This is a genomic window from Streptomyces sp. DSM 40750 (genome assembly GCF_024612035.1).
In the GTDB taxonomy this organism is placed as follows: Bacteria; Actinomycetota; Actinomycetes; order Streptomycetales; family Streptomycetaceae; genus Streptomyces.
In genome coordinates this window covers 5,172,462-5,194,753 of record NZ_CP102513.1, presented here as the reverse complement: position 1 = coordinate 5,194,753, position 22,292 = coordinate 5,172,462, and the positions used below count along the sequence as shown (strand labels likewise).

The window sequence follows — 22,292 nt, the reverse complement described above, 5'->3', positions numbered from 1 at the left end:
CCCTTCCGAGGGGAAAGGGGAGAAAACCGCGTGCGGTCGCTCCGTGCGCATCGGTACGGTCCCGGCATGCGTGAAGAGGGACACGACGACGGGCACGACGACGGACACGTCGACGGACATGATGACGAATATGACGACGGCGACGACCCCGACGGCTACTTCGGTGAAGCCGTCGCCGCGGGTTACGACGACACCTCCGCCGACATGTTCAGCCCGGAGGCCGTGGAACCGGTCGTAGAGCTGATCGCCGGTCTCGCGGGGGAACGTGGCGATGCGCGGGTGCTGGAGTTCGGGGTCGGCACCGGACGTATCGCTCTTCCGCTCGCCCGTCGGGGCGTGCCGGTGCACGGCATCGACATGTCGCGGGCCATGGTGGAGCGGATGCGGGCCAAGCCGGGCGGCGCGGACATCGGTGTCACCATCGGGGACTTCGCCACGACGCGGGTGGACGGACCCGGATTCACCGTCGCCTACCTCGTCTTCAACACGATCAACAACCTGACCTCGCAGGACGCCCAGGTGGACTGCTTCCGCAACGCCGCCGCGCATCTCGTGCCCGGCGGCTGTTTCGTGATCGAGGTCGGAGTGCCGGACCTGCGGAGGCTGCCGCCCGGGCAGGACGCGGTGCCGTTCCGCGTGGAGCCGACGCGGCTGGGGTTCGACACGTACGACGTGGCGACGCAGGGGATGCGGTCGCACCACATGATGGTCGTCGACGGGCGGCCGGTGTACTGGTCGATCCCGTTCCGGTACGTCTGGCCGGCCGAGCTGGATCTGATGGCCCGGCTGGCCGGGATGCGGCTGCGGGAGCGGTGGGCAGGGTGGAACGGGGAGCCGTTCACGAACGACAGCACCAAGCACGTGTCCGTGTGGGAGAAGGTCTGAGTCGGGGGCCCGACGAGCCGGCCGGCCACCGAAGGGCTCCCAGGGCTCCTAGGGCCACAGCAACTCGGTGGCCCAACCCTCCTCCGTCCGACGGTAGTTGAGCCGTACGTGCCGTCGCCGCGCGTCGCCCTGGAAGAACTCCACCTCGTCCGGCTCCACGACGTACGCCGTCCAGGACGGCACGGCCACGTCCGGCTCCCGCTCGGCCCGCGCCCAGGCGGCCTCCGACGCACGCTCCAACTCCTCGTACGAGAACAGGACTTCGCTCTGGTGGCCGACGAGGGCGGCGGCCAGCGCACCGGTCGAGCGGGCGTGCAGATCGGCGTGGGCGACCTCGGCGGGTTCAACCGTGACCCGGCCCCGCACGCGTACCTGGCGGCCGAGGAGGGGCCAGTAGAAGCCGAGCGCCGCGTACGGGCGTGCCGCGAGCTGCCGTCCCTTCCGGCTGCCCGTGTGCGAGGCGAAGTGCCAGCCCCGCGCGTCCACGTCGTGCAACATCACCGTCCGGACATCCGGCCGCCCCTCCGCGTCCGCCGTGGCCAGCGACATCGTGTGCGGCTCCACCTCCCCGGCCGCCACGACCTCCCCGAACCACGCGGTGAAGAGCGGCAACGGCTCGGCGGGGGCGGCGCCCACGTCGAACAACGGCAACGCGCTGACCTGCGGATCCCACACCCGCAGCCCCCGCAGGACCTGCACGAACTCGGACGACTGGGAGTGGGGGGTGGGCTGGAGCTGGGGCTCTGGCTGGCGTTGGGGCTGGGGCTCGGACTGGGGCTGGGGAGACGTGTCGGCGCTCATCCCCCGATTGTCACCCCGCCGTCCGTGCCTCCGTCCGTGCCTCCGTCCGTGCCTCCGTCCGTCCCGCAGTCCGTGCCCCCGTCCGTGCCGCCGTCCGTCCCGCCGCCCAATTCCTCCGTCCGTCCCGCCGCCCGTCTCTACGGGCTCACACCGTGCCCAAATCCGACGAGACCCACCTCTCCGGGCGCATCCGGATGATCACCTGTTCGCCGTGGTTCTTGGAGGCGAAGTCGACGTAGCCGTCGACCTTTTCGGCCGGGAGGTAGCGGGCGGAGATCTCGCGGAGGTGGTCGAGGGTGGCGGGGGCCGTGTCGGTGACCGGGCCCTCGACGGAGACGTAGCGGATGGTGGGTTCGAGACGGTCGATCATCAGGGAGAAGCGGCCCGCGGCCTGGATGAGCTTGTTCTTGCGGGTGTCCGCGCCGGTCATGACCCAGACCTCGCCCCCGGGCTCGTACTGGTACCAGATCGGGACCGTGAGCGGCGCCCTGCCCTCCCCGGCGTCGACCGCCAGCGCGGCCACATGCGCCTCGGCCAGAAACTCCTCGCGCTCCTTGCGGGACAGTGCCATGCCGCTTCCTCCGGAACCACTCGGGGACGTCTTCGTCTGCCGATTCGGTTCAGCGCGCCGTCCCCGCCTCATATTCCGGCGGTGGTCCCGTCCCGCGCGCGGGCAGCCGGGGCCGGCCGGCCTCACCCCCGGCCCAGCACCACCGTCCCCGAAGAGCAGAACCACCCGCCCGTGCCCGACACCACCGCGAGGCGGGGCAGGTCGCCGTCGGCTGCCCGGACCTGGCGGCCGTCCGCCTCGCCGCGCAGTTGGCGTACGGCTTCGACGAGAAGGAAGAGGCCGCGCATGCCGGGGTGCTGGGCGGAGAGGCCGCCGCCGTCGGTGTTGACGGGGAGGTCGCCGGTGAGGGTCAGCCGGTTCTTCTCGACGAAGGCGCCGCCCTCGCCCTTCGCACAGAAGCCGAGGTCCTCCAGCGTCACGAGGGTCATGTACGTGAAGGCGTCGTAGATCTCGGCGAAGTCGATCTCGGCGGGGGTCACCCCCGCACGTTCGAAGGCCAGGCGGCCGCTGACCGCCGCCGGGGACACCGTGAAGTCGGGCCACTCGGACATGGTCGTGTGTGAGACGTGCTCACCCGTGCCCAGGACCCGGACAGGGGTCGTCGGCCGGCAGTCCCTTACGTACTCCTCGGCCGCCAGCAACACCGCCGCGCCGCCGTCGGAACGTATGCAGCAGTGGAGCTTGGTGAACGGGTCGGCGATCGGCGCGGAGGAGAGCACGTCGTCGACGGTGATCGGCGTGCGGAACATCGCCTCCGGGTTCGCGGCCGCGTTCGCCCGGGCCTGTACGGCCACGGAGGCGAGCTGTTCCAGGGTGGTGCCGTACTCGTGCATGTGGCGGCGCGCGGCCATGGCGTACTTGGCGATCAGGGTGTGCCCGTAGGGGACCTCGAACTGGAGGGGGCCGCGCGCTCCGAAGGAGAGGTTGCCGGTGCGGCGGCCCGCCTTGATGTCGGCGCGGGCCGTGGAGCCGTAGACGAGGAGGACGACGTTCGCGTGCCCGGCGGCGATCGCGTCCGCCGCGTGCGCCGCCATGACCTCCCAGGTCGACCCCCCGACGGAGGTCGAATCCACCCAGGTGGGCCGCAGACCCAGATACTCCGCCACCTCCACCGGCGCCAGCGTGCCCAGGCCGGCCGACGCCAGACCGTCGATGGCGGTGCGCTCAAGCCCCGCGTCCGCCAGTGCCCGGCGGGCCGCCTGGGCGTGCAGGGCGTACGGAGTCAGGTCGTCCACTCGACCGCAGTCGGACAGGGCCGCTCCGACGATCGCCACCTTTCGGCGGCCGCCTGTTGTCGCCTTTCCGTGGCCGGTGCCGGGCGCAGCAGTCATGAATCTGACGGTACATCAGATCGGATGCGGGTGGCCCTGTGCTTCGGTCGCCTTCCGCTCTAATATGACGGATCGTCAGATAGAGCGAGCCAGGGTCGGGGGAATGGAAGGGGGGCCGCCCATGGATGCCCGCTTCACCGCCGAGCAGGAGGAAATCCGGCGCACCATACGGGAGTTGCTGCTCAAGCGCTGCGGTCCGGAGGAGGTCCGGGCGGCCGTGGGGACGGGGGAGGGGTATGACGGCGCGCTGTGGGCCGCCCTCTCCGAACAGCTCGGCCTGCCGGGGCTCGCCCTCCCCGAGGCATACGGCGGTGTCGGCTGCTCGGTGACCGAACTGGCACTGGCAGTCGAGGAGTTGGGCCGCGCGCTGGCCCCTTCGCCGCTGCTGTCCACCTCCGTCCTCGTCGCCCCCTTGATCCTCGCCCTCGGCGCAGAACGCCAGCGCGCCGCACTGCTGCCCAGCCTCGCCTCAGGCCGGCTCACCGCCGCCCTCGCCGTACCGGGTACCGCCCTCGCCACCGCGCTCGCGCTGACCGGCGACAACCGGGGCGAGTGGGCCGGCGGCGGACGGGCCGGCGGCGTCCAGGCACGACGAGCCGGGGAGGGGTGGCGGCTCTACGGGGAGGTCGGTCAGGTCCTCGACGGGCACAGCGCCGGGATGCTGGTGGTGGCCGCGCATACCGGGGGGTTCGCCCGCTCGCGGACGCTGCTCTTCCTCGTACGGAGGGAGACGGCGGGCTCGGGGCTCGTGCGGGTGCGGCAGACCTCCGTCGATGAGACCCGTTCGGTCGCTCGGCTCGAACTCCGGGATGTCGAAGCGGAGTTGCTGGGCGCCGACGACGATGTCGATGTGCTGTCCACGCTGGCCGAGGTGGGGGACGCGGCCGCCGCCGTGCTCGCCGCGGAGGCCGTGGGCGCCGCCGACAGGGCGTTGGAGCGGACCGTCGCGTATGTGCGGCAGCGGGTGCAGTTCGGGCGGCCGATCGGATCGTTCCAGGCGGTGAAGCACCGGCTCGCGGATGTGTATGTGCGGGTGCAGGCGGCCCGCTCGGCGGCGTACTACGCGGCCTGGTCCGCCGCCACGACCGGCCCCCGCGGGCAGCATGAGCGGGCCGGCGGGCCGGCGCTCGCGCAGGCCCTGGAGGCGTTGCGGGTGGCCGCCGGGGAGGGGATCCAGCTGCACGGCGGGATCGGCTTCACCTGGGAGCACGAGGCGCAGCTCTACTTCAAGCGGGCCGCGGGGGACGAGCTGCTCTTCGGGCCGGTGCACCGGCTGCGGGGGCGGGCGGCCGACGCGGCGGGGGTCTTCACGGTCGACGGGCGGGACGAGCAGCGGGAGGTGCGGGGCTGATGGCTTCGAAGAGCGCGGAGGGAATCAAGGGCATGGGCGTGCGGCTGGTGCAGAAGGTGTCCTCGGCTCCGCTGTTCGCCCGGGTCGCGCCGCATGTCATACCCGCGCTGGACCGGGCCGTGCACCGGGTGACCCGGGGCAGGGTGCTGCTCAGCGCGCAACTGCTGCCCGGCATCGTCCTGACCGCGACGGGGGCGAGGAGCGGGGTGCCGCGCCGTACGCCGCTGGCCTGTATGCCGGAGGAAGGGGGCGGCAGTTGGGTCCTCGTCGGGTCGAACTTCGGCCGCCCCGGCCACCCCGCCTGGAGCGCCAACCTGCTGGCCCACCCCGACGCCGAGATCAGCTGGAAGGGCCGGGACATCCCGGTCACCGCCCACCTCCTGGAGGGGGAGGAACGAGCGGCCGTATGGAAGGAGTTGCTGAGGTTCTGGCCGCCGTACTCGACGTATCAGGCACGGGTGGACCGGGAGATACGGGTGTTCCGGATCGTACGGCGGTGACGCCGGCCGTATGCGGGCCGGTCGCTGTACGGCGGTGATGCCGACTCTGTGAGGCGCGGTCGCTGTACGGCGGTGATGCCGACTGTGCGAGGCGCGGTCGCCGTACGGCGGTCCGGGTGTCCGAGTCGCCCCTGAACGCGTCGGGCGGCACGCCTCATGGGTGTGGGTGCCGCCCGAGTGACAGGAATCGCGTCCGGGGGGCGAGCCCGGGGTGCTCCTGGCTACTTCGTGGGCTTCTTGCCGGTGATGCCCAGGTAGACCAACAGGGCCAGATTGGGCTTCAGTTCGGCCTGCTTGACGCCCCAGGTCTGGAAACCCTTCTGGTGCCCGGAGACCGAGGCGAGCATGGCGACGAGGGAACCGGCGATGGCCGCCGGATTCACGTCCTTGTCGACCCGGCCCTTGGACTGAAGCTCGGAGATCGTCTCCGTGAGGGAGTTGGTGACCGAGTTCAGGATCTTCATACGGATCTTGTAGAAGCGTTTGTCCCCTTCGGCGGCGCCCAGGTCGACGACGCGGAGGATCGCGTCGTTCTTGCGCCAGAACTCCAGGAAACCGTCGACGAGTTCCTGGGCCGTCTGCCAGCCGGCCTTGCCGACCCAGGAGCGACCCTCAAGAAGTCTCGTCAACGTGGCGCCGTCGGCGGCCATTTGCTCGGCGATCTCCAGGACGGCGCCTTCGACGTCCGGGAAGTACTGGTAGAAGGTGGCGGGCGAAGTCCCCGCCTTCCGGGCGACATCAATGACTTTGACGTCCCGGTAAGGCGACGAGCTGAGCATCTCGCTGAGGCAGTCGAGCAGCTTCTGCCGGGTCGCCTGCCCTCGCCGGCCGGCCACGCGGCCGTCGACGGTACGCACTTGTCCTGTCATGCCGTCAGCTTACCGAGGGGTGATCGGAGCGCGATTCGGCCGACTGCAAATGGGGAGTACGGGCTTCACCAAGGGGTTCGTGGGCTGACCGCCGTGCGCCTTGGCGGATTTCGTTCGCTTGGGCTCCGGGTGTGTTGTTACGGGTGCGGGTTGGGCAACCACAACGCGCCCGCAGACGGGGGTCGAAGGGGCGCAGCACCCGGGGAGGGGACGGGGAGGGGACGGGTAAGGGCGGCGGGGGCGAGCAGACCGCCGTCCCCGCCGTGGACGCGCCCGACGCGCGCCCCGCGTGAGCGGCCGTTAGCTTGGCCCTATGGCCGATGAGACGGGAGCCGCCGAGACGGGACCTGCCACCGCGTACCCCGAGGGCGTCCCCTGCTGGGTGGACGCCCAGCTGCCCGACGTGGAAGCGGGCAAGCGGTTCTACGGCGAACTCTTCGGGTGGACCTTCAAGGTGGCCCCCGGCGACGGCGCACACGAAGTGTGGGCGTACACCGCGCCCGCCCCCACCCCCGCCGACGCCCCCACCCTCGCCGACGCCTCCACCCCCGCCGACGCCCTCACCTCCGCCGACGCCCTCACCCCCGTCGCCGCCCTCGCGCCCAAGCCCGATGGCCGGCTCCCCACCGTCTGGACCGTCCACTTCGCGACCCCGGACGCTGCCGCCCTCGCCGCCCGGCTCACCGCGGCCGGGGGGCAGGTGATCACCCCGCCGACCCGGGTCGGCACGCTCGGCACGGCCGTGCTCGTCACGGACCCGCAGGGCGCCGTCTTCGGCCTCTGGCAGGCCGGTACGCACAACGGCTTCGGGCGGCGCCACGCACCCGGCACCTTCGTGTGGGCCGAGCTGTACACCCGGGACACCGAGGCGGCCAACTCCTTCTACGCGCACCTCTTCCACGACGCGCTCTTCGGCCCGGACGCGGCCCCGGACTTCGGGCGGGCCACGCTCACGGACGTCTTCCCGGCCGAGATGCCGCCGCACTTCCTGATCCACTTCGGGACGGAGGACTCCGAGGCCGCGCTTCGGACTGTCAGCCGGCTCGGTGGCCGGGTGCAGGTTCCGCCGTTCGACACGTCGTATGGAAATGTGGCGGTCGTCACGGACAATCAGGGCGCGTCCTTCGCGCTGCTCCAGCGGAGCGACGGAAACGCCTGGCGGGAGGTGCCGCAGGAGGCCGATCAGGCGGAACAGCGCCCCGATGATCTGCGGCAACAGGGGGACGACCAGCGCGAAGACCCCGCCTGAGCAGCGGGAAGACGACGTCTGACCGGCCCGGAGACATCGGCTGACCAGCGAGAAGACCACGGCTGTCCGGCCGGAGGACGAGGGCCGACGAAGACTGTCGCGGGAGGAGTACCGAGGCCCCGGCGTGGGCAGACGTACGGGGTTGTGCGCCGGAGGTACGCGGCTCGCCGCGGTGTCCCACCACCCGGGCTCCCGCTTCCCGAGCGGCGGACAACGTGGTTTTGTCCTAAGACACCCCGATCCGCCCCCGGGTTAGCAACCTGCCCCCGGTAGCAGGAAGAATCGGGGTGCGTGCCGCCATGGCGGTGCGGTGGTGAGACGCTGCACGGGGTCGCGTGCACAACGTGGGTGACGCGGTCCGTACGGGGAGGTGGCAGGGCAAGTGGTGGATCAGCTGACGCAGCACGATCCGCGGCGGATCGGGCCGTTCGAGGTGCTGGGACGGCTGGGCGCCGGCGGCATGGGGCTGGTCTATCTGGCGCGCTCCGCGTCGGGTCGGCGCGTCGCGATCAAGACGGTGCGGACGGAGCTGGCCGAGGACCAGCTCTTCCGGGTCCGTTTCACACGCGAGGTCGAGGCGGCCCGCGCGGTGTCCGGTTTCTACACGGCTGCCGTGGTCGACGCCGACCCGCGCGCCGCCGTGCCGTGGCTGGCGACCGCGTATGTCCCCGCGCCCTCGCTCGAAGAGATAGTGAATGACTGCGGTCCGATGCCGGTCCAGGCCGTGCGCTGGCTGGCGGCGGGTGTGGCCGAGGCCCTCCAGTCCATCCACGGCGCCGGGCTCGTCCACCGCGACCTGAAGCCCTCCAACGTGCTCGTCGTCGAGGACGGGCCGCGCGTGATCGACTTCGGCATCGCGTCCGGCGTCTCGAACACACGTTTGACGATGACGAACGTCGCCGTCGGTACGCCCGCGTACATGTCGCCCGAGCAGGCGAAGGACTCGCGGAGCGTCACCGGCGCGAGCGACGTCTTCTCGCTCGGCTCGATGCTCGTGTTCGCCGCCACCGGCCACGCGCCGTTCCACGGGGCCAACCCCGTCGAGACCGTCTTCATGCTGCTGCGCGAGGGCCCCGACCTCTCCGGCCTCCCGGACGATCTGCGCCCCCTCATCGAGTCCTGTATGCAGATGGACCCGACCGCCCGCCCCAACCCCGCCGACCTCCAGGCCCAGCTCGCCCCCCACCTCTTCGGCTCCGGCTCGGACGACAGCGGTACGGCGTCGGCGTGGCTGCCCGAGAAGGCGGTGAGCCTGATCGAGACGCGTCGGGGCGGACGCCCGGCACCCAAGCAGCAGACCTCCAGCGGCCCCAGCGGAGGCGGGGGCCGCCCCACCGCCCCCGTACCGCCGCCCCCGCCCTCGTACGACCCCGCGCCCGTCTCCATCGGCGCCCCCGACACCGGGCCGGTACGGCTCGCCGGCGGCCAGGTGCCGATCGGCCCCGGGCCGCGCGTCGCCGACGCCCGCGCGGCCGCCGTGAAGGCGCCCCCTCCCGAGGCGGGCCTCGCCGCGTCCTGGTCCCGGCCGCGCGCCGGCGTGAACGGAGCCGACCCCGCGCCCGCCGTGACCGCCCCGCCCGCCGCTCCCGAGCCGGCCGCCTCCGGCTGGCGCCCCTGGCGTTTCCGCATGTCGAACGACGTCTGGGGCACCCCGTCCGTCGCCGACGACCTCGTCTACGTCACCTCCTTCGAGGTGCACGCCCTGGACGTGGCCACCGGCCGCCGCCGCTTCAAGACCCGCGATGTCGCCTGGTCGATGGCGGTCGCGGACGGCCGTATCCACGCCTCCGACGGCCCGACCCTCTTCGCGCTCGACGCCCGCGAGGGCGCCGACCTGTGGCGGCTGTCGACGGAGGCCTGGGTGTACTCCCTCAAGGCCGACCGGGGGACGGTGGTCACCGCGACCCGGGGCGGCGGCGTGCAGGGCTGGGAGGCGTCCAACGGGCAGAAGCTCTGGGAGCTCACCGGCGCCCAGACCGACTTCGAGTCCCCCGAGGCCGGTCCCGTCGTCCAGGACGGCACGGTCTACGTCTGGAAGGACGCCCGGCTGCGCGCACTGGAGGCCCGTACGGGCGACGAGCGCTGGTCGTACCCCATCGGGGACGCGGCGTCCTGCGGCGGAGTCCCGGTACGGCTGACACCGGCCGCGGACGGCTATGTGTACGTCTCCGCCGGCAGCCGGGTCCTCGCCATCGACGTGACGAGCGGCCATGTCCGCTGGCACTTCGAGGCACCGGCCGTCTTCCTCTCCGCACCCACGTTCGCGGCGGGCCCCGCGGTCACCGGGGGCGGCGTCTACCTCGCCGACTACCTCGGCACGGTCTACGCCCTCGACGCGACGGACGGCCGCGACCGCTGGCGCATCGCCACCGAGTCCCGCTCCTCCCTGGAGCCGGTCCTCGTGGCCGCCGGGCACGTCCACGTGGGCAGCGGCAAGGGGCTGTACACCCTCGACGCGGTCACCGGGACGCCGAAGTGGCGCTTCCAGGCGGGCGGCGAGATCGTCGGGGCGCCGTCGGTGGCGGAGGGGCGGATCCACTTCGGCTCCACGGACCACCTGCTGTACACGCTGAAGGCGGATGACGGCCGGCTGCGGTGGAAGCTCGCGACGGGAGGCGAGATCACCGGTTCGCCCGTCGTCAAGGACGGTGTCGTGTACGCGTGCAGCAAGGACCGGTGTGTGTACGCGCTGGACGCGGAGAAGGGGACGGGGACGGCGCGGACGACGTGACGGCGGGCCCGGTCCCGTAACGGGCGAAGCCCCTTCAGGAGCGAAGCTCCTTCAGGGGCGCGGGGCCGCCAGATGCTCTGCCCTACGGGCTGTGGGTCAGAGCGAGGCGCTGAAGCTGACGTGGTTGTACTGGGCGGCGGTGCCCAGGACCTCGTTCGTGGCACCCTCGATCTGGGTCAGGACGGTCGCGTCGCTGACAGCCGTGGGGCCGACGGCGAGGCCGGCGTGCGGGGCCAGGCCACCGGAGACGTTGTCGAGCTGGGCGTCGGAGATCTCGACGGTCTCAACCTGGGGAGCGGAGTTCATGAGGAAACTTCCCTTCGTATGGATGATCCACAAGGGGGGCGGCCCCGCTGGGGACTAGCGGGCCTCGGCCGCAGGATCAAAGCACGGAGCAGGCCGGGCATCCAATCAACCGGACCGCACATCCAGGAAGTCGAACGAGTGGGCGGGGCAACCGTGCAGGCGCGCACACGATTTGGGGACACCTTCTCTACGTGTCGCGTGGTGTCGGGGCGTGACTGAATTACCGCCAGGATTCCGAACAGGACACTTCACACCAACAGAGCGGCCTCCGGCATGCCCTTGCGCAGGCACATCGCGCGCGGCGTGATGCGGCTATGTATTCACTGTGCAGATTCCCGGAAGCCGGAAACCACGCCGCCTCGGGCACCGACAGTTGTCGATCGGTGACAGGGCGGCGTCACGGGGGCGGTGCGCTCCTCCGCGCCCTGCGTGCGGCTCTCTCGGCCTCGCGGTAGCGGTCGCCCAGCCGTTCCGCGTCGTAGCAGCGGCGCGCCCGGTCATGGCATGCGTCCGCGCAGCCGGCGGCGTGGTCGAGCAACCGTCGGAACGCGGCCGCGCCCAGGTCCTCCGACCCCTCGCTCATACCCACCCCGGCCGCTCCTCGCCCAAGTAGGCCGCCACGTACGGCCGTACGATGTCCCGCTCCACGGCCACGGGGTACTCGGTGCGTGCGTTCACGTGTGTACGCGGTGGCTCCCAGCACGGTTCGCGGGGAAGCAGCGGCAATGACCGCCCCCGCGTGGCCCAACTCCGCGCGGCCCGCGCCGCCCAGCGCCGCCACCGGGCCCGGAGAGGGTTCAGTTCGGGCAACGGGACTCCTCGGGCACGAGGAAGTACGCCCACACGCACTTGGTGAACGGCCGCACGTCGTGGCCCCACCGCTCCGAAAGGGCGTCGACGAGGACGGGTCTACCTGTTCGACACCGGCCGTGAGGCGTTCGCCGCCCTCACCGCCGACGGGGACGAGTGGAACGTCCGTCAAGGGGGACCGGTCGCCGTCTGGGACGCGGTCGAGCGGGCGGTCATGGCGTGGCGGGACGCCGGCGAACCCGACATCACCTCCGTTCGCATGGCAGTCACTCCCCAAGCGCACGTCTACTGGATCGGCGACCAACCGGCTCTCCGCTGGAAGCACCCACACCCGCCGCTGAGCGTCTGACCACGCCTGGCGCCAATGAGGTCCTACTCGTGTGGGCGTCGGGCAGCGTGAACTTTGCAGGTTCCGAGCCGGAGCCTCAGCGGTTGGTCAGGGTGCGGTCGAGGAGGGGGAGCAGGCGGTCCCAGTGGCGCTGTAGCGCGGCGGGGTTGAAGGCGTCGGTGTCGGACATGGTGAAGCCGTGGATGGTGCCGGGGTAGATCTCGGAGGTGTAGCCGACCCCCGCGGCGTCCAGGGCCTGGTTGAGCTCGCCGAGGGCCTCGGGCGTCATGTCGCCTTCGGCGTGGCCGAAGTGGACCTGGGCGGTCAGCTTGGCGAGGTTGTCGGGCCCGTCGGCGCCCACGGGGCCGTGGAATCCGGCGACGGCGGCCACCTGGCCGGGGTGGGCCGCGGCGGTGCGCATCGCCAGGAGGCCGCCTATGCAATAGCCGGTCACCGCGACCGGTCCGGCGCCGACCTCGGGTTGGGCGGTGAGGAACCTGAGGTAGGCGTCGGCGTCGCTCAGGACACGTTCGGCGGTGTGCGCCTCGATCAAGGGCATCAGCTGGGCGAAGACCGCGGGCCGGACCTCTTCTCCGATGTGCTCGGGAAGGTCGATCACCGGTGCCGGGCCGTGCCGGTAGAAGAGGTTGGGGACGAGCACGTAGTACCCGTGCCCGGCCAGCTCGCGGGCCATCTCCCGCAGCACGGGCCGGATGCCGAAGCCGTCCGCGTACATCAGCACCCCTGGGTGCCGCTCGCCACCGTCGGGGAAGGCGGCGAAAGCGTCGGCCTGGCCGTCCGCGGTGGGAATGTGCAGCGTCTTGATGGGCATGAATTCTCCTGTCGTGATTGATGTGTTGAGCCTGTGATCAACACGACGGAGGCGGAGCCCGCGCAGCAGCGCGAGATCCCCGATCGGACAGCGGGCCCTCACCGGCCCGTACGGCGCTCAGAAGAGCACCGGGTCACCAATCCGTGTGTGGCGCGATGCCGTCCCGGTAGTCATGGCCGCGCAGCATAGCCCACCGGACGAAAGCCGCCGCCAGGTCACTGTGAGCGCCGGGCAGCACGAACTTCGGGTGCTCCACGTGCTGTTAGGGTGACGTGCGCCTGCCACCGGAGCGATCCCGTTTGCAGGTGTGACATCAAATCGACGCTACTCAACGGGGGTTGAGCAAGTGCAGTCTCGTCATGTCCGGGCCATAGCCGTCTTCGGTATCGCCGTCTTCGCCCTGACCGGCGCCCGCGGCTCCAGCGGCGGAGGCTGCTCCGGCGGCTCCTCCTCGTCCAGCTCCTCCAGCTCCAGCGGTGGCAGCACCACCGGTGACGTGGGCAAGGACGACTCCGGCTCCGGTTCCGACGGTGGCACCACGACCACCACGGGCGGCAGCACCACCTCGGGGACGGGCGGGTCGTCCAGCGCCAAGGGTGCCAAGAGGGACCTGAAGATCGAGTCCTGCGCGTACGACAAGGGCCTCGTCGCCCGTGTACGCGCCACCAACAGCAGCTCGGTCACCACGTACACCTACAAGTTCGAGGTCGAGTTCACGGACGCCGACGGCAAGCGCGTCGCCACCACCGAGGGTGGCGCCATCCGGTCCGTGCCCGCCGGTTCCTCCGACGTCCTCAACGTCAAGGTGGTCGAGGGCTCGGTGGACGACAGCGCCTTCGCGGCGCGTGGCGGCACCTGCAAGCTGACCAGCCTGTCGCGGGTCGCCGAGTGAGGGGGCCGCGCATGCGCGGACAAACACGGGCGCGCGGGCTGAAGTTCGCGTCGATGGCCGTGATCGTCGTGCTCGCGTTGACCGGGTTCTCGACGGGGCGCGGTTCCAGTGGCGGCAGCAGCTCCAGCGGCGGCACCAGCTCCAGCGGTGGCAGCAGTGACGGTGGGGGCGGTTGCAGTTCCTCCTCCCAGGACCACGACACGTCGTCCTCGTCCTCGGGCGGGAGCTCGTCCGGCAAGAGCTACGACTACGACGACAACGACGATGACTACGACGACTCGTACGGCGACTCGTCCACCGAGGACACCGGCTCGGGTGAGGAGCAACTGGAGTCGGCGACCGTGCGGTTGGTGAAGTGCGCGACCGTGAAGGAGCCGTACGCGACCGTCGAGGTGACCAACCCCAACGCGAGTGACGCCGCGTTCTGGGTCGACGTCTCGTTCAAGGACAAGAACGGGGCCACGATCAAGGACGAAACCTGGAAGATCGACGTACCCGGCGACGACAAGGTGACCGTCGACATCGAGATGGCGAGGAAGAGCATGGCCTCGTCGGTCGACCACTGCGTGGCGGAGCCGGAGGCCGAGCCGATCAGCTGATCACAGCGAGGCGCGGGTTCACCGCACCCGGAACCCACCCGGTCGGCGCCCCGTGAACAGCTCCGCCTGCCGTTCCCCCGGCAGGTTGCCCAGCGACACGAGGTGCGGGGCGTACGCGAGAGCGTGCGCCCGTGCCGCTTCCTGGGCCGCCCAGCAGGCCCGGACCGTGCCCTGCACGGCCTCCGGCGGATACCCGGCGATCACCTCGGCGCACCGCACGGCCGCGGCGACGGCCTCGCCGGGCTCCGTCAGCTCCGACACCAGCCCCACCTCGTACGCCCGGCGCGCCGACATCCGCTCGGCGGTGCCCAGCAGCGCCATCCGCGCGGCCTCCCCGTACGGCATCCGCTGCGCCATGAGGACGGACTCGAAGGCGCTGACCATGCCGTAGGTGGTGTGGGGGTCGAAGAAGGTGGCGGAGGGGTCGGCGACGAGGAAGTCCGACTCGCCGAGGAGGTAGAAGGCGCCGCCGCAGGCCATGCCGTTCACGGCCGCGATCACCGGTTTCCAGAGGTCGTTCGACTTCGGGCCGATCCTGAGGAGGGGGTCCTCGATGGTGTACGGGGAGTTCGGCTGCGGTACGGCGCTCGCCGCGTCCCGGTCGAGGCCCGTGCAGAAGGCGCGGTCCCCGGCGCCGGTCACGACAACGGCCCGTACGGAGTCGTCGAACCTCAACTCCCGCCATGTCGTGGTGAGTTGGTCCGCCGTGGTCAGGTCTATGGCGTTCAGTTTCTCCGGGCGGTCCAACGTGAGGAGCGCGACGCCCGTGTCCTTGTCCGTCGTCGTGCGCAGGGTCATGGCCGCTCCAGTACCCACTGGGGCAGGCCGGTGGCCGTGAACACCACCTGCACCCGCGCGCCGATCCGGATCCGCTCCACCGGTACCGAGTCGAGCCGGGCGCCCGGCTCGCTCACCAGGTTGCCGACGAGGCGGATGCGGGGGGCGTCGGTCAGTTCGACGAGGACGACGTTGTACGGGGCCTGCTCGGCGTAGTCGGGGAGGAGGGGCGGGTGGGGGAGGACGTACGACCAGACACGGCCCCGGCCGGCGACGCGGCGCCACTCGGTGGCGAAGGACCGGCAGTGCGGGCAGCAGGGGCGGGGCGGGAAGCGGAGTTCGCCGCAGTCGGCGCAGGCCTGGATGCGCAGTTCACCTTGGGCGGCGTACTCCCAGAAGGGGGCGCCGTCGTCGTCCACCACCGGTGTCAGCATCTCGATTCCCCGTCCTCATCGACTCGTTCAGTTGCGGAGCAGGAGCGCCGAGGTCGGTACCCCCTCGCCCGCCGTCACCAGGCAGGTCGCCGCCCCCGGCACCTGGGCCGTGCTCGTGCCACGCAACTGCCGTACGCCCTCGGTGATCAGGTTGAAGCCGTGTACGTACGCCTCGCTGAGGCCGCCCCCGGAGGTGTTGAGGGGCAGCCGGCCGCCGATCTCCAGGGCACCCCCTTCGGTGAAGGCGCCGCCCTCGCCCCGGCCGCAGAAGCCGTAGCCCTCCAGGGAGAGCGGGATGAGGGCGGTGAAGGCGTCGTAGATCTGGGCGACGTCGATGTCGTCCGGGGTGAGGTCCGCGTGTTTCCAGAGGTGCCGGGCGGCGGTCCAGGCGGGGCCGGTCAGCGGGTCGTCGTTCCAGTAGTTGACCATGCCGTGGTGCTGGGCGGGCAGGCCCTGGGCGGCGGAGTGGACGTAGACGGGGGGCCGGCGGCAGTCGCGGGCGCGTTCGGTGGAGACGAGGACGCACGCCAGCGCGCCGTCCGTCTCCAGGCAGTTGTCGAAGAGGCAGAGGGGCTCGCTGATCCAGCGGGAGTTCATGTACATCTCGCGGGTCAGCGGGCGGTCGTACATGATCGCGGCGGGGTTCTGGTTCGCTCTGTTCCGGCAGGCCAGCGCCACGTTGAAGAGGTGGTCGCGGGTCGTGCCGTACTCGTGCATGTGGCGGCGGGCGAGCATGGCTATCTCGTCGGCGGGGCGGAGCAGGCCGTAGGGGCGGGTCCACTGGGCGGGGGTGGGGAGTTGGGCCGTCGTGTTCTTCCACGGGCGGGGGCCCGAGCCGCGCTTGCGGGAGCGCCAGGCGACGCCGACCGTGGCCTGTCCGGTCGCGATCGCGGCGGCCAGATGCGCGACCGTGGCACACGAACCGCCGCCGCCGTAGCCGACCTTGCTGAAGAAGGTGAGGTCACCGAGGCCGAGCGCCTTCGCCACCTCGACCTCGTCCGTCTCCTCCATCGTGTACGAGGCGAGCGCGTCGACCTCGTCCGGAGCGATCCCGGCGTCGTCGAGTGCGGCGAGGATCGCCCGGCACGCCAACGCCCGTTCCGCCTCCGGCAGTTGCTTGGCGAAAGGGGTCTGGCCGATGCCGACGATCGCTGTCGCGTCCTTGAGCACGGCCATGGGGCACACCTCCGCACAGGGGCTGTGCGGAGCGCACGTCCGCACAGGGCTGTCGGCTGCTGACAGTCCGTCAGGGTACAGCTAATCTGACGGGTAGTCAGCTAAGAGTCGGAAGTGGTTCGGCTACTGGTTCTCGGTACGGAGGCCTGCTGTGCACGGTGACTTGGATGGGCGCGGTGACGTGGAGTGGGGGACCGTCCCGGGGCTGGTCCGCTCGGCGGTCGAGCGGTTCGGCGGGGTCGAGGCCGTCGTCGACGGGCGTACGCGGGTGTCGTACGCGGAGCTGGGCGCGCGGGTGGAGCGCGCGGCGGGCGCGTGTGTCGCGAACGGGGTCCGGGTCGGCGACCGCGTCGCCATCTGGGCGCCGAACTCCCTCGACTGGATCGTCTCCGCGCTCGGCGCGGTCTCGGCGGGCGCGGTGCTCGTCCCGCTGAACACCCGCTTCAAGGGCGGCGAGGCGGCCGACGTGCTGGCGCGCAGCCGGACGAAGCTGCTGTTCATCACCGGGACCTTCCTCGGGACCTCGTACGTGGCGTCGCTGCGGAGGGCGGCGGGGGCGGACAGCGGGCGCCGGCGGGCGCCGGGGACGGGCGGCGCGGGCGAGAGCCCGGGGCCGCTGCCCGGACTCCCGCATCTGGAGCAGGTGGTGGTCCTCGCGGACGACGCCCCCGCCGACTTCCGCACCTGGAAGGACTTCCTCGCGAGCGGCGACGGGGTCGGGGCGGGGGAGGTGCGGGCGCGGTCGGCGGCGCTGACCGGCGACTCCCCGTCCGACCTCGTCTTCACCTCGGGCACGACCGGCCGCCCCAAGGGCGCGGTCATCACCCACGCGCAGACCCTGCGGGCGTACGAGGTGTGGAGCGAACTGGCCGGCCTCCGGCAGGGCGACCGCTATCTGATCGTGAACCCCTTCTTCCACACCTTCGGCTACAAGGCGGGCGTGATCGCCTGCCTCATGCGGGGCGCGACGATGATTCCGCAGCCGGTGTTCAACGTGGAGACGGCCATGGCCAACGTGGCGTCGGAACGGGTCTCGGTCCTCCCCGGCCCTCCGACCCTCCACCAGTCCCTCCTGGACCACCCCGCCCGCGACGACTACGACCTGAGCGCCCTGCGCCTGGTGGTGACGGGAGCGGCGGTGGTGCCGCTCCAACTGGTCGAACGGCTCCGGGCGGAGCTGTGTGTGGACACCGTCCTGACGGCGTACGGCCTCTCCGAGGCCAGCGGCATCGTCACGATGTGCCGGCGTGGCGACGAGCCGTCGGTGATCGCGTCGACGTCCGGCCGGGCGATCCCGGGGACGCAGGTGCGGGTCGTCGGACCGACGGGCGCCCCGCTGCCGCCCGGCTCTCCCGGAGAGGTCCTCGTCCGCGGCTTCAACGTCATGCGGGGCTACTTCGAGGACCCCGCCGAGACCGCCCGCGCCGTCACCGCCGACGGCTGGCTGCGCACCGGAGACGTCGGCGTCCTCGACGACGCGGGCAACCTCCGTATCACCGACCGCATCAAGGACATGTTCATCGTCGGCGGCTTCAACGCGTACCCCGCCGAGATCGAGCAACTCCTCGGTCTCCACCCGGACGTGGCCGACGTGGCGGTCATCGGCATCCCGGACGCGCGACTCGGCGAGGTCGGCAAGGCGTACGTCGTACGCCGCCCGGGGTCCCTGGTGACCGCGGACGACCTCATCGCCTGGTCCCGCCGCGAGATGGCCAACTACAAGGTGCCGAGGGCGGTGGACTTCGTGGGGGAGCTGCCGCGGAACGCGAGCGGGAAGGTGGTGAAGGGGGAGCTGCGGGGGCGGTGAGGGGCGGGCTGGGGGCTCAGGCGGGCCGGGCACCGGTCACTCGCGGTGGAGCGACTCCCGGGCGGCGGAGTGGAGATCGCGGATCTCGTCCATCGCTTCGCGCCAGGCCGGATCGTCGTGGTCGACGGTCCGCGCGGTGTGCTCGGCGGCGCGCAGCCGCGCGGCCGAGGCGGGAACTCTGGCGATCTCGACGGCCACGGCCCACGTTTCGAGGAACTGGGCGATGGGGCGGAGGCTGCCCGTGCGGGTGGCCTGGGTGATGGCCTCGTCCTTCTGCCGTTCCATCTCCCCCAGGCGATGAGGGGCCACCCGCGCCAAGGCGACGCGCAGCGCCGGTGGTGTGGTCTCCGGCCGTGAGATGACGGGCTCACCGGGTTCGACGTACGCAGCGGTCATCCTGATCCTTCCTTGCGCCACACGGTGAGGTCCGGACACGCCTCGGCCGCGGTGGCTCCCCCTCCGCGCCACCGCGGCCGATCCCCGTGGGAATGGAAGTCCGGCTTCCGCCTACTTGCCGCCGTCGAGGTCGAGGGCGGGCGGGGCGGGCATGTTGGTGTCCAGCGTCTTGACCGGCTCGCTGGGCATGTTGGTGTCCAGCGTCTTGACGCCCGACTTCTTCGGCGGAGTGGGCATGTTGGTGTCGAGCGGGGTGATCTCCGAGTTCTCCGGCGGAGTGGGCATGTTGGTGTCGAGCGGGGTGACGTCCGCGTCCTTCTGCGTGTCGCTCATGTCCAGAGTCCCTACTGCTGTGGTGACGAGTCAGGAACGCCCGTCCGGAGGCTCCCCCGGGGGCCGCCGGACGGGCGATGCGGAGCTGCACCCTAACCGGTTGCGCCCCTGTTCAGACCGCCTGCCCCCCGACGCGACGGTCTGGCAAGGAAGAGAGTGCCGGGCGGCGATAAACGAATGCTGAACGCCTGCCCCGCGCGGTGGGACGTACGTCGCTCACGCTGCGGTGATGGGCGTGAGCAGGGCGCGTACCGCGTCGGCTTCCGGGGCCCCGTTCTCCTCGTGGAGGTTGAGCGCCTCACGCCAGCAGGCCCTGGCCCGGTCGGCCTGGCCCAGCGTGGAGAGCGCCCGTCCCAGGAGCGTCAGGACGTTGCCCCGCATCCGGTCACCGCCGATGCACCCGAGAGAGAGGGCTTGTTCGGTGTGCTGGGCTGCTTGGGCGGGGCGACGGGCGACGATATGGGCCTCGGCGATCCTGAAGTGGGTGGTCCCCGCCCAGAGCCGCTGCCGGTGCTCCATGAAGATGGTCAGCGCTTCGGAGAACTGATGGAGGGCCTCCGCGTGCCGTCCGGCCGTGGTCAGCGCCACCCCCAGGGCGTAGTAGCCGTTGGCCAGCCGCATCGTGCTGCCCACCTCGATGTGGACGGCGAGGCCGTGCTGTGCGAACTCGATCGCCTTGGCGGTGTTGCCCATCCCCATGTGGGCCCGCGAGAGGTTGCACAGGGCGGTGGCTTCGCAGAGCCCGTTGCCGGCTTCCCTGAACCCCTCCAGGGCCTGGTCGAAGAACACCTTTCCGTCCGCGTACCGGTGCTGGTGAAGAGCGATGACCCCGCGGTCCTGGGCCGCCCAACTGCTGGCGGTGGAGTCCCCGGCGTCGTCCGCGCATTCCATGGCGAGCCGCGCTTCCTCCGCGGCCTGCTGGATGCGGCCCGAGACCAGCAGGACATTGGTGAGGGTGGCGCGGGCCCGGCCCTCGGCGCGGAGGTCCCGGGCCTGCTGCGTGGCTTCGCACATCGCCCTGGCTGTCGTCTCGTACTGATGGGAGTTGGCACCCGACTCGGCCAGGTCCCGGGCCGCCCACAGCAGATCCACCGCCCGCCGCAGCCGGTTCGTGCCCGCTGCCTGTCGTACGCAGGCCAGTAGGGGTGAGGCCTCGCTGTACAGCCAGTCCAGAGCGGCGGATCCGTCCCTGAAGCGCAGCCCCGGATGCTCGGTGGGCTCCAGATGGTCCACCAGCCGGTCCCCCGGCCGCTCGATCGCGTACACCTCCGTCGCCGTCGCCAGATAGAAGTCCAGCAGTCGCGACATCGCCGCGCCCCGCTCGCCCGTCGACTGCTCGTCGCGTTCGGCGCATGCACGCGCGTAGAGGCGTACGAGGTCGTGGAAGCGGTAGCGGCCGGGAGCCGCGGATTCGAGGAGGGACGTGTCGACGAGGATCTCCACGAGGTCCTCGGTGTCCTCCGGCGGCAGGTCCAGTACGGCGGCCGCGGCGGCCAGGGAGATGTCCGGGCCGTCGGCCAGGCCGAGCAGGCGGAAGGCGCGGGCCTGGGCGGGCTCCAGCTGGCCGTAGCCCAGCTCGAAGGTGGCCTTCACGGCCAGGTCGCCGGCCTGGAGTTCGTCCAACCGTCGCCGCTCGTCGGCGAGTTTGGCGGCCAGGACGGACACCGTCCAGGTTCTGCGCGCCGCCAGGCGGGAGGCCGCGATACGGATGGCGAGCGGCAGGAAACCGCACGCCGCAACGACGTCGAGCGCGGCCTTGCGTTCCGCCGCGACCCGTTCCTCGCCGACGATCTTCGTGAAGAGCTGGAGGGCCTCGTCGGGGGACATCACGTCCAGGTCGACGAGGTGGGCCCCGGCCAGGTCCACCATGCGTACCCGGGCCGTGACGAGGGCCGCGCAGCCCGCCGTACCCGGCAGCAGCGGGCGTACCTGGGCGGCGTCGCGGGCGTTGTCGAGCAGCACGAGCACCCGGCGGCCGTCCAGGACCGACCGGTACAGCGCGGACCGCTCCTCCAGGGAGTCGGGGATCGCCGAGTCGGCCGTGCCCAGCGCCCGCAGGAACGAGCCGAGGACCGTCTCCGGTTCGGCGGGGCGGGCGCCGGCGCCCTGGAGGTCGACGTACAGCTGGCCGTCCGGGAAGGCCGGCCGCGCCTGGTGGGCCACGTGCACCGCGAGGGTCGTCTTCCCGACGCCGCCGATGCCCGCCAGCGCGGACACGGACATCACCTGACCCTCGGCGCCGGACGCCTCCGCCAGTACCTCGCTCAGTTCGTTGACGAAGGAGGAACGGCCGGTGAAGTCAGGGACGGTGGCGGGGAGTTGGGCGGGCCGGACGGGTGCGGCGGCGGGCTCGGGGGCCAGCGGGGCGGAGGGTTCGGCGAGGCCCGGGTCCGCTTGCAGGATGCGCTGCTGCAACTCCCGCAGGCCCGGGCGCGGGTCCACACCGAGTTCGTCGGCGAGGAGCCGGCGCGTGTCCGCGTACACCGCGAGGGCCTCCGCCTGCCGGCCACTGCGGTACAGGGCGAGCATCAGCAGTTCGCGCAGACGCTCCCGCAAAGGGTGCGCGGCGGTCAGGGCGGTCAGCTCGGACACCGCCTCCGCGTGGCAGCCCTGCTCCAGGTCCATGTCCAGCCGGGTCTCGACGAGTTGGAGGCGCCACTCGTCGAGGCGGGCCCGCTGCGTCTCCGCGTACGGGCCGGGCACGCTCGCCAGGACCTCGCCGTCCCACAGGCCCAGCGCCTTGTTCAGCAGCTGGCGGGCATGGCGCAGATCCCCGGAGTTCTTGGCCTTCTCGGCGTCCGCGGCCAGGTCCTGGGCCACGGAGAGGTCCAGCGCGCCGCCGGACAGCGACCGGATCGCGTACCCGCCGGACTCGCTCACCAGCACACCGGCGGAGAGCGCCTTGCGCAGCCGCGAGGCGTACGTCCGTACGGCGGCCAGCGCCTGCGACGGCGGCTCCTCGCCCCACAGCGCGTCGATCAGCTCGCTCGCGGTGGCCGTACGGCCCTCGCGCAGCAACAGCGCGGCCAGCAGCGCACGTTGCTGTGGCGAACCGGTGGAGAGGGGCTCGGCGCCGCGCCAGGCCCGCACGGGCCCGAGCACGCTGAAGCGGAGCTCGGTCGCGGCCTGGGCGTCCTGTTCCGGAATCCGAGCGTCCATGGGACCCCTTTGCTCCGGCACTCGCGGCACCCCGACCTCCGGCACTCCCGGTTCACGGCCCATCGACAGCCCCCCTAGGCCTCCCTGACAACCTAGCCAGTTTGCCTTGTTCATGGCGGATCCGTCAGCCGTGCGAGAGCTCGATCACAGGTCGC

The 22,292-nt window shown here is 71.7% G+C and carries 21 protein-coding genes; 8 read left to right on the top strand and 13 right to left on the bottom strand.

What is annotated here, in order from left to right; all coding sequences use genetic code 11:
• The first annotated feature begins 66 nt into the window (after positions 1 to 66).
• Positions 67 to 885, top strand: a complete 819-nt coding sequence (locus JIX55_RS23165; protein WP_257565223.1) for a class I SAM-dependent DNA methyltransferase — start codon at positions 67 to 69, stop codon at positions 883 to 885.
• Between the two features lie 48 nt (positions 886 to 933).
• Here JIX55_RS23165 and JIX55_RS23160 read toward each other — a convergent pair whose 3' ends face one another.
• The 3 genes from JIX55_RS23160 to JIX55_RS23150 form a co-directional block, all read right to left on the bottom strand.
• The gene (locus JIX55_RS23160; RefSeq protein WP_257565222.1) at positions 934 to 1,686 is read right to left on the bottom strand and encodes a pyridoxine/pyridoxamine 5'-phosphate oxidase; all 753 of its coding nucleotides are present in this window, start codon (positions 1,684 to 1,686) and stop codon (positions 934 to 936) included.
• 145 nt (positions 1,687 to 1,831) lie between these two features.
• Positions 1,832 to 2,257 carry a pyridoxamine 5'-phosphate oxidase family protein gene (locus JIX55_RS23155; protein WP_257565221.1) on the bottom strand — a complete coding sequence of 142 codons (426 nt, stop codon included), beginning with the start codon at positions 2,255 to 2,257 and terminating at the stop codon, positions 1,832 to 1,834.
• Between the two features lie 122 nt (positions 2,258 to 2,379).
• Positions 2,380 to 3,588 (bottom strand): thiolase C-terminal domain-containing protein, encoded by a 1,209-nt coding sequence (locus JIX55_RS23150; protein WP_257565220.1) that lies wholly within the window; start codon positions 3,586 to 3,588, stop codon positions 2,380 to 2,382.
• Positions 3,589 to 3,709: 121 nt separating this feature from the next.
• On the opposite strand from JIX55_RS23150, the gene JIX55_RS23145 reads away from it, so the two are divergent.
• Positions 3,710 to 4,939, top strand: a complete 1,230-nt coding sequence (locus JIX55_RS23145; RefSeq protein ID WP_257565219.1) for an acyl-CoA dehydrogenase family protein — start codon at positions 3,710 to 3,712, stop codon at positions 4,937 to 4,939.
• Positions 4,939 to 5,439: a nitroreductase family deazaflavin-dependent oxidoreductase gene (locus JIX55_RS23140; protein WP_257565218.1), complete on the top strand. Its 501-nt coding sequence runs from the start codon at positions 4,939 to 4,941 to the stop codon at positions 5,437 to 5,439. Before JIX55_RS23145 ends, JIX55_RS23140 begins: the two co-directional genes overlap by 1 nt.
• A gap of 221 nt (positions 5,440 to 5,660) precedes the next feature.
• Here JIX55_RS23140 and JIX55_RS23135 read toward each other — a convergent pair whose 3' ends face one another.
• Positions 5,661 to 6,308, bottom strand: a complete 648-nt coding sequence (locus tag JIX55_RS23135; RefSeq protein ID WP_257565217.1) for a TetR/AcrR family transcriptional regulator — start codon at positions 6,306 to 6,308, stop codon at positions 5,661 to 5,663.
• Positions 6,309 to 6,621: 313 nt separating this feature from the next.
• On the opposite strand from JIX55_RS23135, the gene JIX55_RS23130 reads away from it, so the two are divergent.
• Together JIX55_RS23130 and JIX55_RS23125 are read left to right on the top strand one after the other, a co-directional pair.
• Positions 6,622 to 7,557, top strand: a complete 936-nt coding sequence (locus JIX55_RS23130; protein WP_257565216.1) for a VOC family protein — start codon at positions 6,622 to 6,624, stop codon at positions 7,555 to 7,557.
• A gap of 382 nt (positions 7,558 to 7,939) precedes the next feature.
• Positions 7,940 to 10,288: an outer membrane protein assembly factor BamB family protein gene (locus JIX55_RS23125; RefSeq protein WP_257565215.1), complete on the top strand. Its 2,349-nt coding sequence runs from the start codon at positions 7,940 to 7,942 to the stop codon at positions 10,286 to 10,288.
• A 96-nt stretch (positions 10,289 to 10,384) separates the two neighbouring features.
• Here the strand turns inward: JIX55_RS23125 and JIX55_RS23120 are convergent, their stop codons facing one another.
• The 3 genes from JIX55_RS23120 to JIX55_RS23110 all read right to left on the bottom strand — a co-directional run bounded on the left by JIX55_RS23120 (position 10,385) and on the right by JIX55_RS23110 (position 12,564).
• Complete coding sequence (locus tag JIX55_RS23120; RefSeq protein WP_257569733.1) at positions 10,385 to 10,594, bottom strand: hypothetical protein; 210 nt, start codon at positions 10,592 to 10,594, stop codon at positions 10,385 to 10,387.
• Between the two features lie 397 nt (positions 10,595 to 10,991).
• Positions 10,992 to 11,177: a hypothetical protein gene (locus tag JIX55_RS23115; RefSeq protein ID WP_257565214.1), complete on the bottom strand. Its 186-nt coding sequence runs from the start codon at positions 11,175 to 11,177 to the stop codon at positions 10,992 to 10,994.
• A 652-nt stretch (positions 11,178 to 11,829) separates the two neighbouring features.
• Positions 11,830 to 12,564, bottom strand: coding sequence for a dienelactone hydrolase family protein (locus JIX55_RS23110; RefSeq protein WP_257565213.1), 735 nt, complete (start codon positions 12,562 to 12,564; stop codon positions 11,830 to 11,832).
• Positions 12,565 to 12,910: 346 nt separating this feature from the next.
• On the opposite strand from JIX55_RS23110, the gene JIX55_RS23105 reads away from it, so the two are divergent.
• Entirely contained in the window at positions 12,911 to 13,456 is a 546-nt protein-coding gene (locus JIX55_RS23105) for a hypothetical protein (RefSeq protein WP_257565212.1), read from the top strand.
• Between the two features lie 11 nt (positions 13,457 to 13,467).
• Entirely contained in the window at positions 13,468 to 14,055 is a 588-nt protein-coding gene (locus tag JIX55_RS23100; protein WP_257565211.1) for a hypothetical protein, read from the top strand.
• Between the two features lie 18 nt (positions 14,056 to 14,073).
• Here the strand turns inward: JIX55_RS23100 and JIX55_RS23095 are convergent, their stop codons facing one another.
• Genes JIX55_RS23095 through JIX55_RS23085 form a run of 3 tightly spaced genes read right to left on the bottom strand, consistent with a single transcriptional unit; the run spans position 14,074 to position 16,442 of the window.
• Positions 14,074 to 14,853, bottom strand: a complete 780-nt coding sequence (locus JIX55_RS23095) for an enoyl-CoA hydratase/isomerase family protein (RefSeq protein ID WP_257565210.1) — start codon at positions 14,851 to 14,853, stop codon at positions 14,074 to 14,076.
• Positions 14,850 to 15,266 carry a Zn-ribbon domain-containing OB-fold protein gene (locus tag JIX55_RS23090; protein ID WP_257565209.1) on the bottom strand — a complete coding sequence of 139 codons (417 nt, stop codon included), beginning with the start codon at positions 15,264 to 15,266 and terminating at the stop codon, positions 14,850 to 14,852. Before JIX55_RS23090 ends, JIX55_RS23095 begins: the two co-directional genes overlap by 4 nt.
• 27 nt (positions 15,267 to 15,293) lie before the next feature.
• On the bottom strand, positions 15,294 to 16,442 hold the full coding sequence (locus JIX55_RS23085; RefSeq protein WP_257565208.1) for a lipid-transfer protein: 1,149 nt from the start codon (positions 16,440 to 16,442) through the stop codon (positions 15,294 to 15,296).
• A 151-nt stretch (positions 16,443 to 16,593) separates the two neighbouring features.
• Here JIX55_RS23085 and JIX55_RS23080 point away from each other — a divergent pair, with 151 nt between their 5' ends.
• Positions 16,594 to 18,249 carry a fatty acid--CoA ligase family protein gene (locus JIX55_RS23080; RefSeq protein WP_306820027.1) on the top strand — a complete coding sequence of 552 codons (1,656 nt, stop codon included), beginning with the start codon at positions 16,594 to 16,596 and terminating at the stop codon, positions 18,247 to 18,249.
• A 36-nt stretch (positions 18,250 to 18,285) separates the two neighbouring features.
• Here the strand turns inward: JIX55_RS23080 and JIX55_RS23075 are convergent, their stop codons facing one another.
• From JIX55_RS23075 to JIX55_RS23065, 3 genes are all read right to left on the bottom strand, one after another.
• Entirely contained in the window at positions 18,286 to 18,645 is a 360-nt protein-coding gene (locus tag JIX55_RS23075) for a DUF6247 family protein (RefSeq protein WP_257565207.1), read from the bottom strand.
• A 111-nt stretch (positions 18,646 to 18,756) separates the two neighbouring features.
• Positions 18,757 to 18,978, bottom strand: a complete 222-nt coding sequence (locus JIX55_RS23070) for a hypothetical protein (RefSeq protein WP_257565206.1) — start codon at positions 18,976 to 18,978, stop codon at positions 18,757 to 18,759.
• Positions 18,979 to 19,194: 216 nt separating this feature from the next.
• Positions 19,195 to 22,137, bottom strand: a complete 2,943-nt coding sequence (locus JIX55_RS23065; protein ID WP_306820026.1) for an AfsR/SARP family transcriptional regulator — start codon at positions 22,135 to 22,137, stop codon at positions 19,195 to 19,197.
• Positions 22,138 to 22,292: the final 155 nt, after the last annotated feature.

What these genes read in the sequence shown, in the direction of transcription:
- JIX55_RS23165 (WP_257565223.1), top strand. Translation starts at nt 67, where the DNA reads ATGCGTGAAGAGGGACACGACGACGGGCACGACGACGGACACGTCGAC.
- JIX55_RS23160 (WP_257565222.1), bottom strand. Translation starts at nt 1,686, where the DNA reads ATGAGCGCCGACACGTCTCCCCAGCCCCAGTCCGAGCCCCAGCCCCAA.
- JIX55_RS23155 (WP_257565221.1), bottom strand. Translation starts at nt 2,257, where the DNA reads ATGGCACTGTCCCGCAAGGAGCGCGAGGAGTTTCTGGCCGAGGCGCAT.
- JIX55_RS23150 (WP_257565220.1), bottom strand. Translation starts at nt 3,588, where the DNA reads ATGACTGCTGCGCCCGGCACCGGCCACGGAAAGGCGACAACAGGCGGC.
- JIX55_RS23145 (WP_257565219.1), top strand. Translation starts at nt 3,710, where the DNA reads ATGGATGCCCGCTTCACCGCCGAGCAGGAGGAAATCCGGCGCACCATA.
- JIX55_RS23140 (WP_257565218.1), top strand. Translation starts at nt 4,939, where the DNA reads ATGGCTTCGAAGAGCGCGGAGGGAATCAAGGGCATGGGCGTGCGGCTG.
- JIX55_RS23135 (WP_257565217.1), bottom strand. Translation starts at nt 6,308, where the DNA reads ATGACAGGACAAGTGCGTACCGTCGACGGCCGCGTGGCCGGCCGGCGA.
- JIX55_RS23130 (WP_257565216.1), top strand. Translation starts at nt 6,622, where the DNA reads ATGGCCGATGAGACGGGAGCCGCCGAGACGGGACCTGCCACCGCGTAC.
- JIX55_RS23120 (WP_257569733.1), bottom strand. Translation starts at nt 10,594, where the DNA reads ATGAACTCCGCTCCCCAGGTTGAGACCGTCGAGATCTCCGACGCCCAG.
- JIX55_RS23115 (WP_257565214.1), bottom strand. Translation starts at nt 11,177, where the DNA reads ATGAGCGAGGGGTCGGAGGACCTGGGCGCGGCCGCGTTCCGACGGTTG.
- JIX55_RS23110 (WP_257565213.1), bottom strand. Translation starts at nt 12,564, where the DNA reads ATGCCCATCAAGACGCTGCACATTCCCACCGCGGACGGCCAGGCCGAC.
- JIX55_RS23100 (WP_257565211.1), top strand. Translation starts at nt 13,468, where the DNA reads ATGCGCGGACAAACACGGGCGCGCGGGCTGAAGTTCGCGTCGATGGCC.
- JIX55_RS23095 (WP_257565210.1), bottom strand. Translation starts at nt 14,853, where the DNA reads ATGACCCTGCGCACGACGACGGACAAGGACACGGGCGTCGCGCTCCTC.
- JIX55_RS23090 (WP_257565209.1), bottom strand. Translation starts at nt 15,266, where the DNA reads ATGCTGACACCGGTGGTGGACGACGACGGCGCCCCCTTCTGGGAGTAC.
- JIX55_RS23085 (WP_257565208.1), bottom strand. Translation starts at nt 16,442, where the DNA reads ATGGCCGTGCTCAAGGACGCGACAGCGATCGTCGGCATCGGCCAGACC.
- JIX55_RS23075 (WP_257565207.1), bottom strand. Translation starts at nt 18,645, where the DNA reads ATGACCGCTGCGTACGTCGAACCCGGTGAGCCCGTCATCTCACGGCCG.
- JIX55_RS23070 (WP_257565206.1), bottom strand. Translation starts at nt 18,978, where the DNA reads ATGAGCGACACGCAGAAGGACGCGGACGTCACCCCGCTCGACACCAAC.
- JIX55_RS23065 (WP_306820026.1), bottom strand. Translation starts at nt 22,137, where the DNA reads ATGGACGCTCGGATTCCGGAACAGGACGCCCAGGCCGCGACCGAGCTC.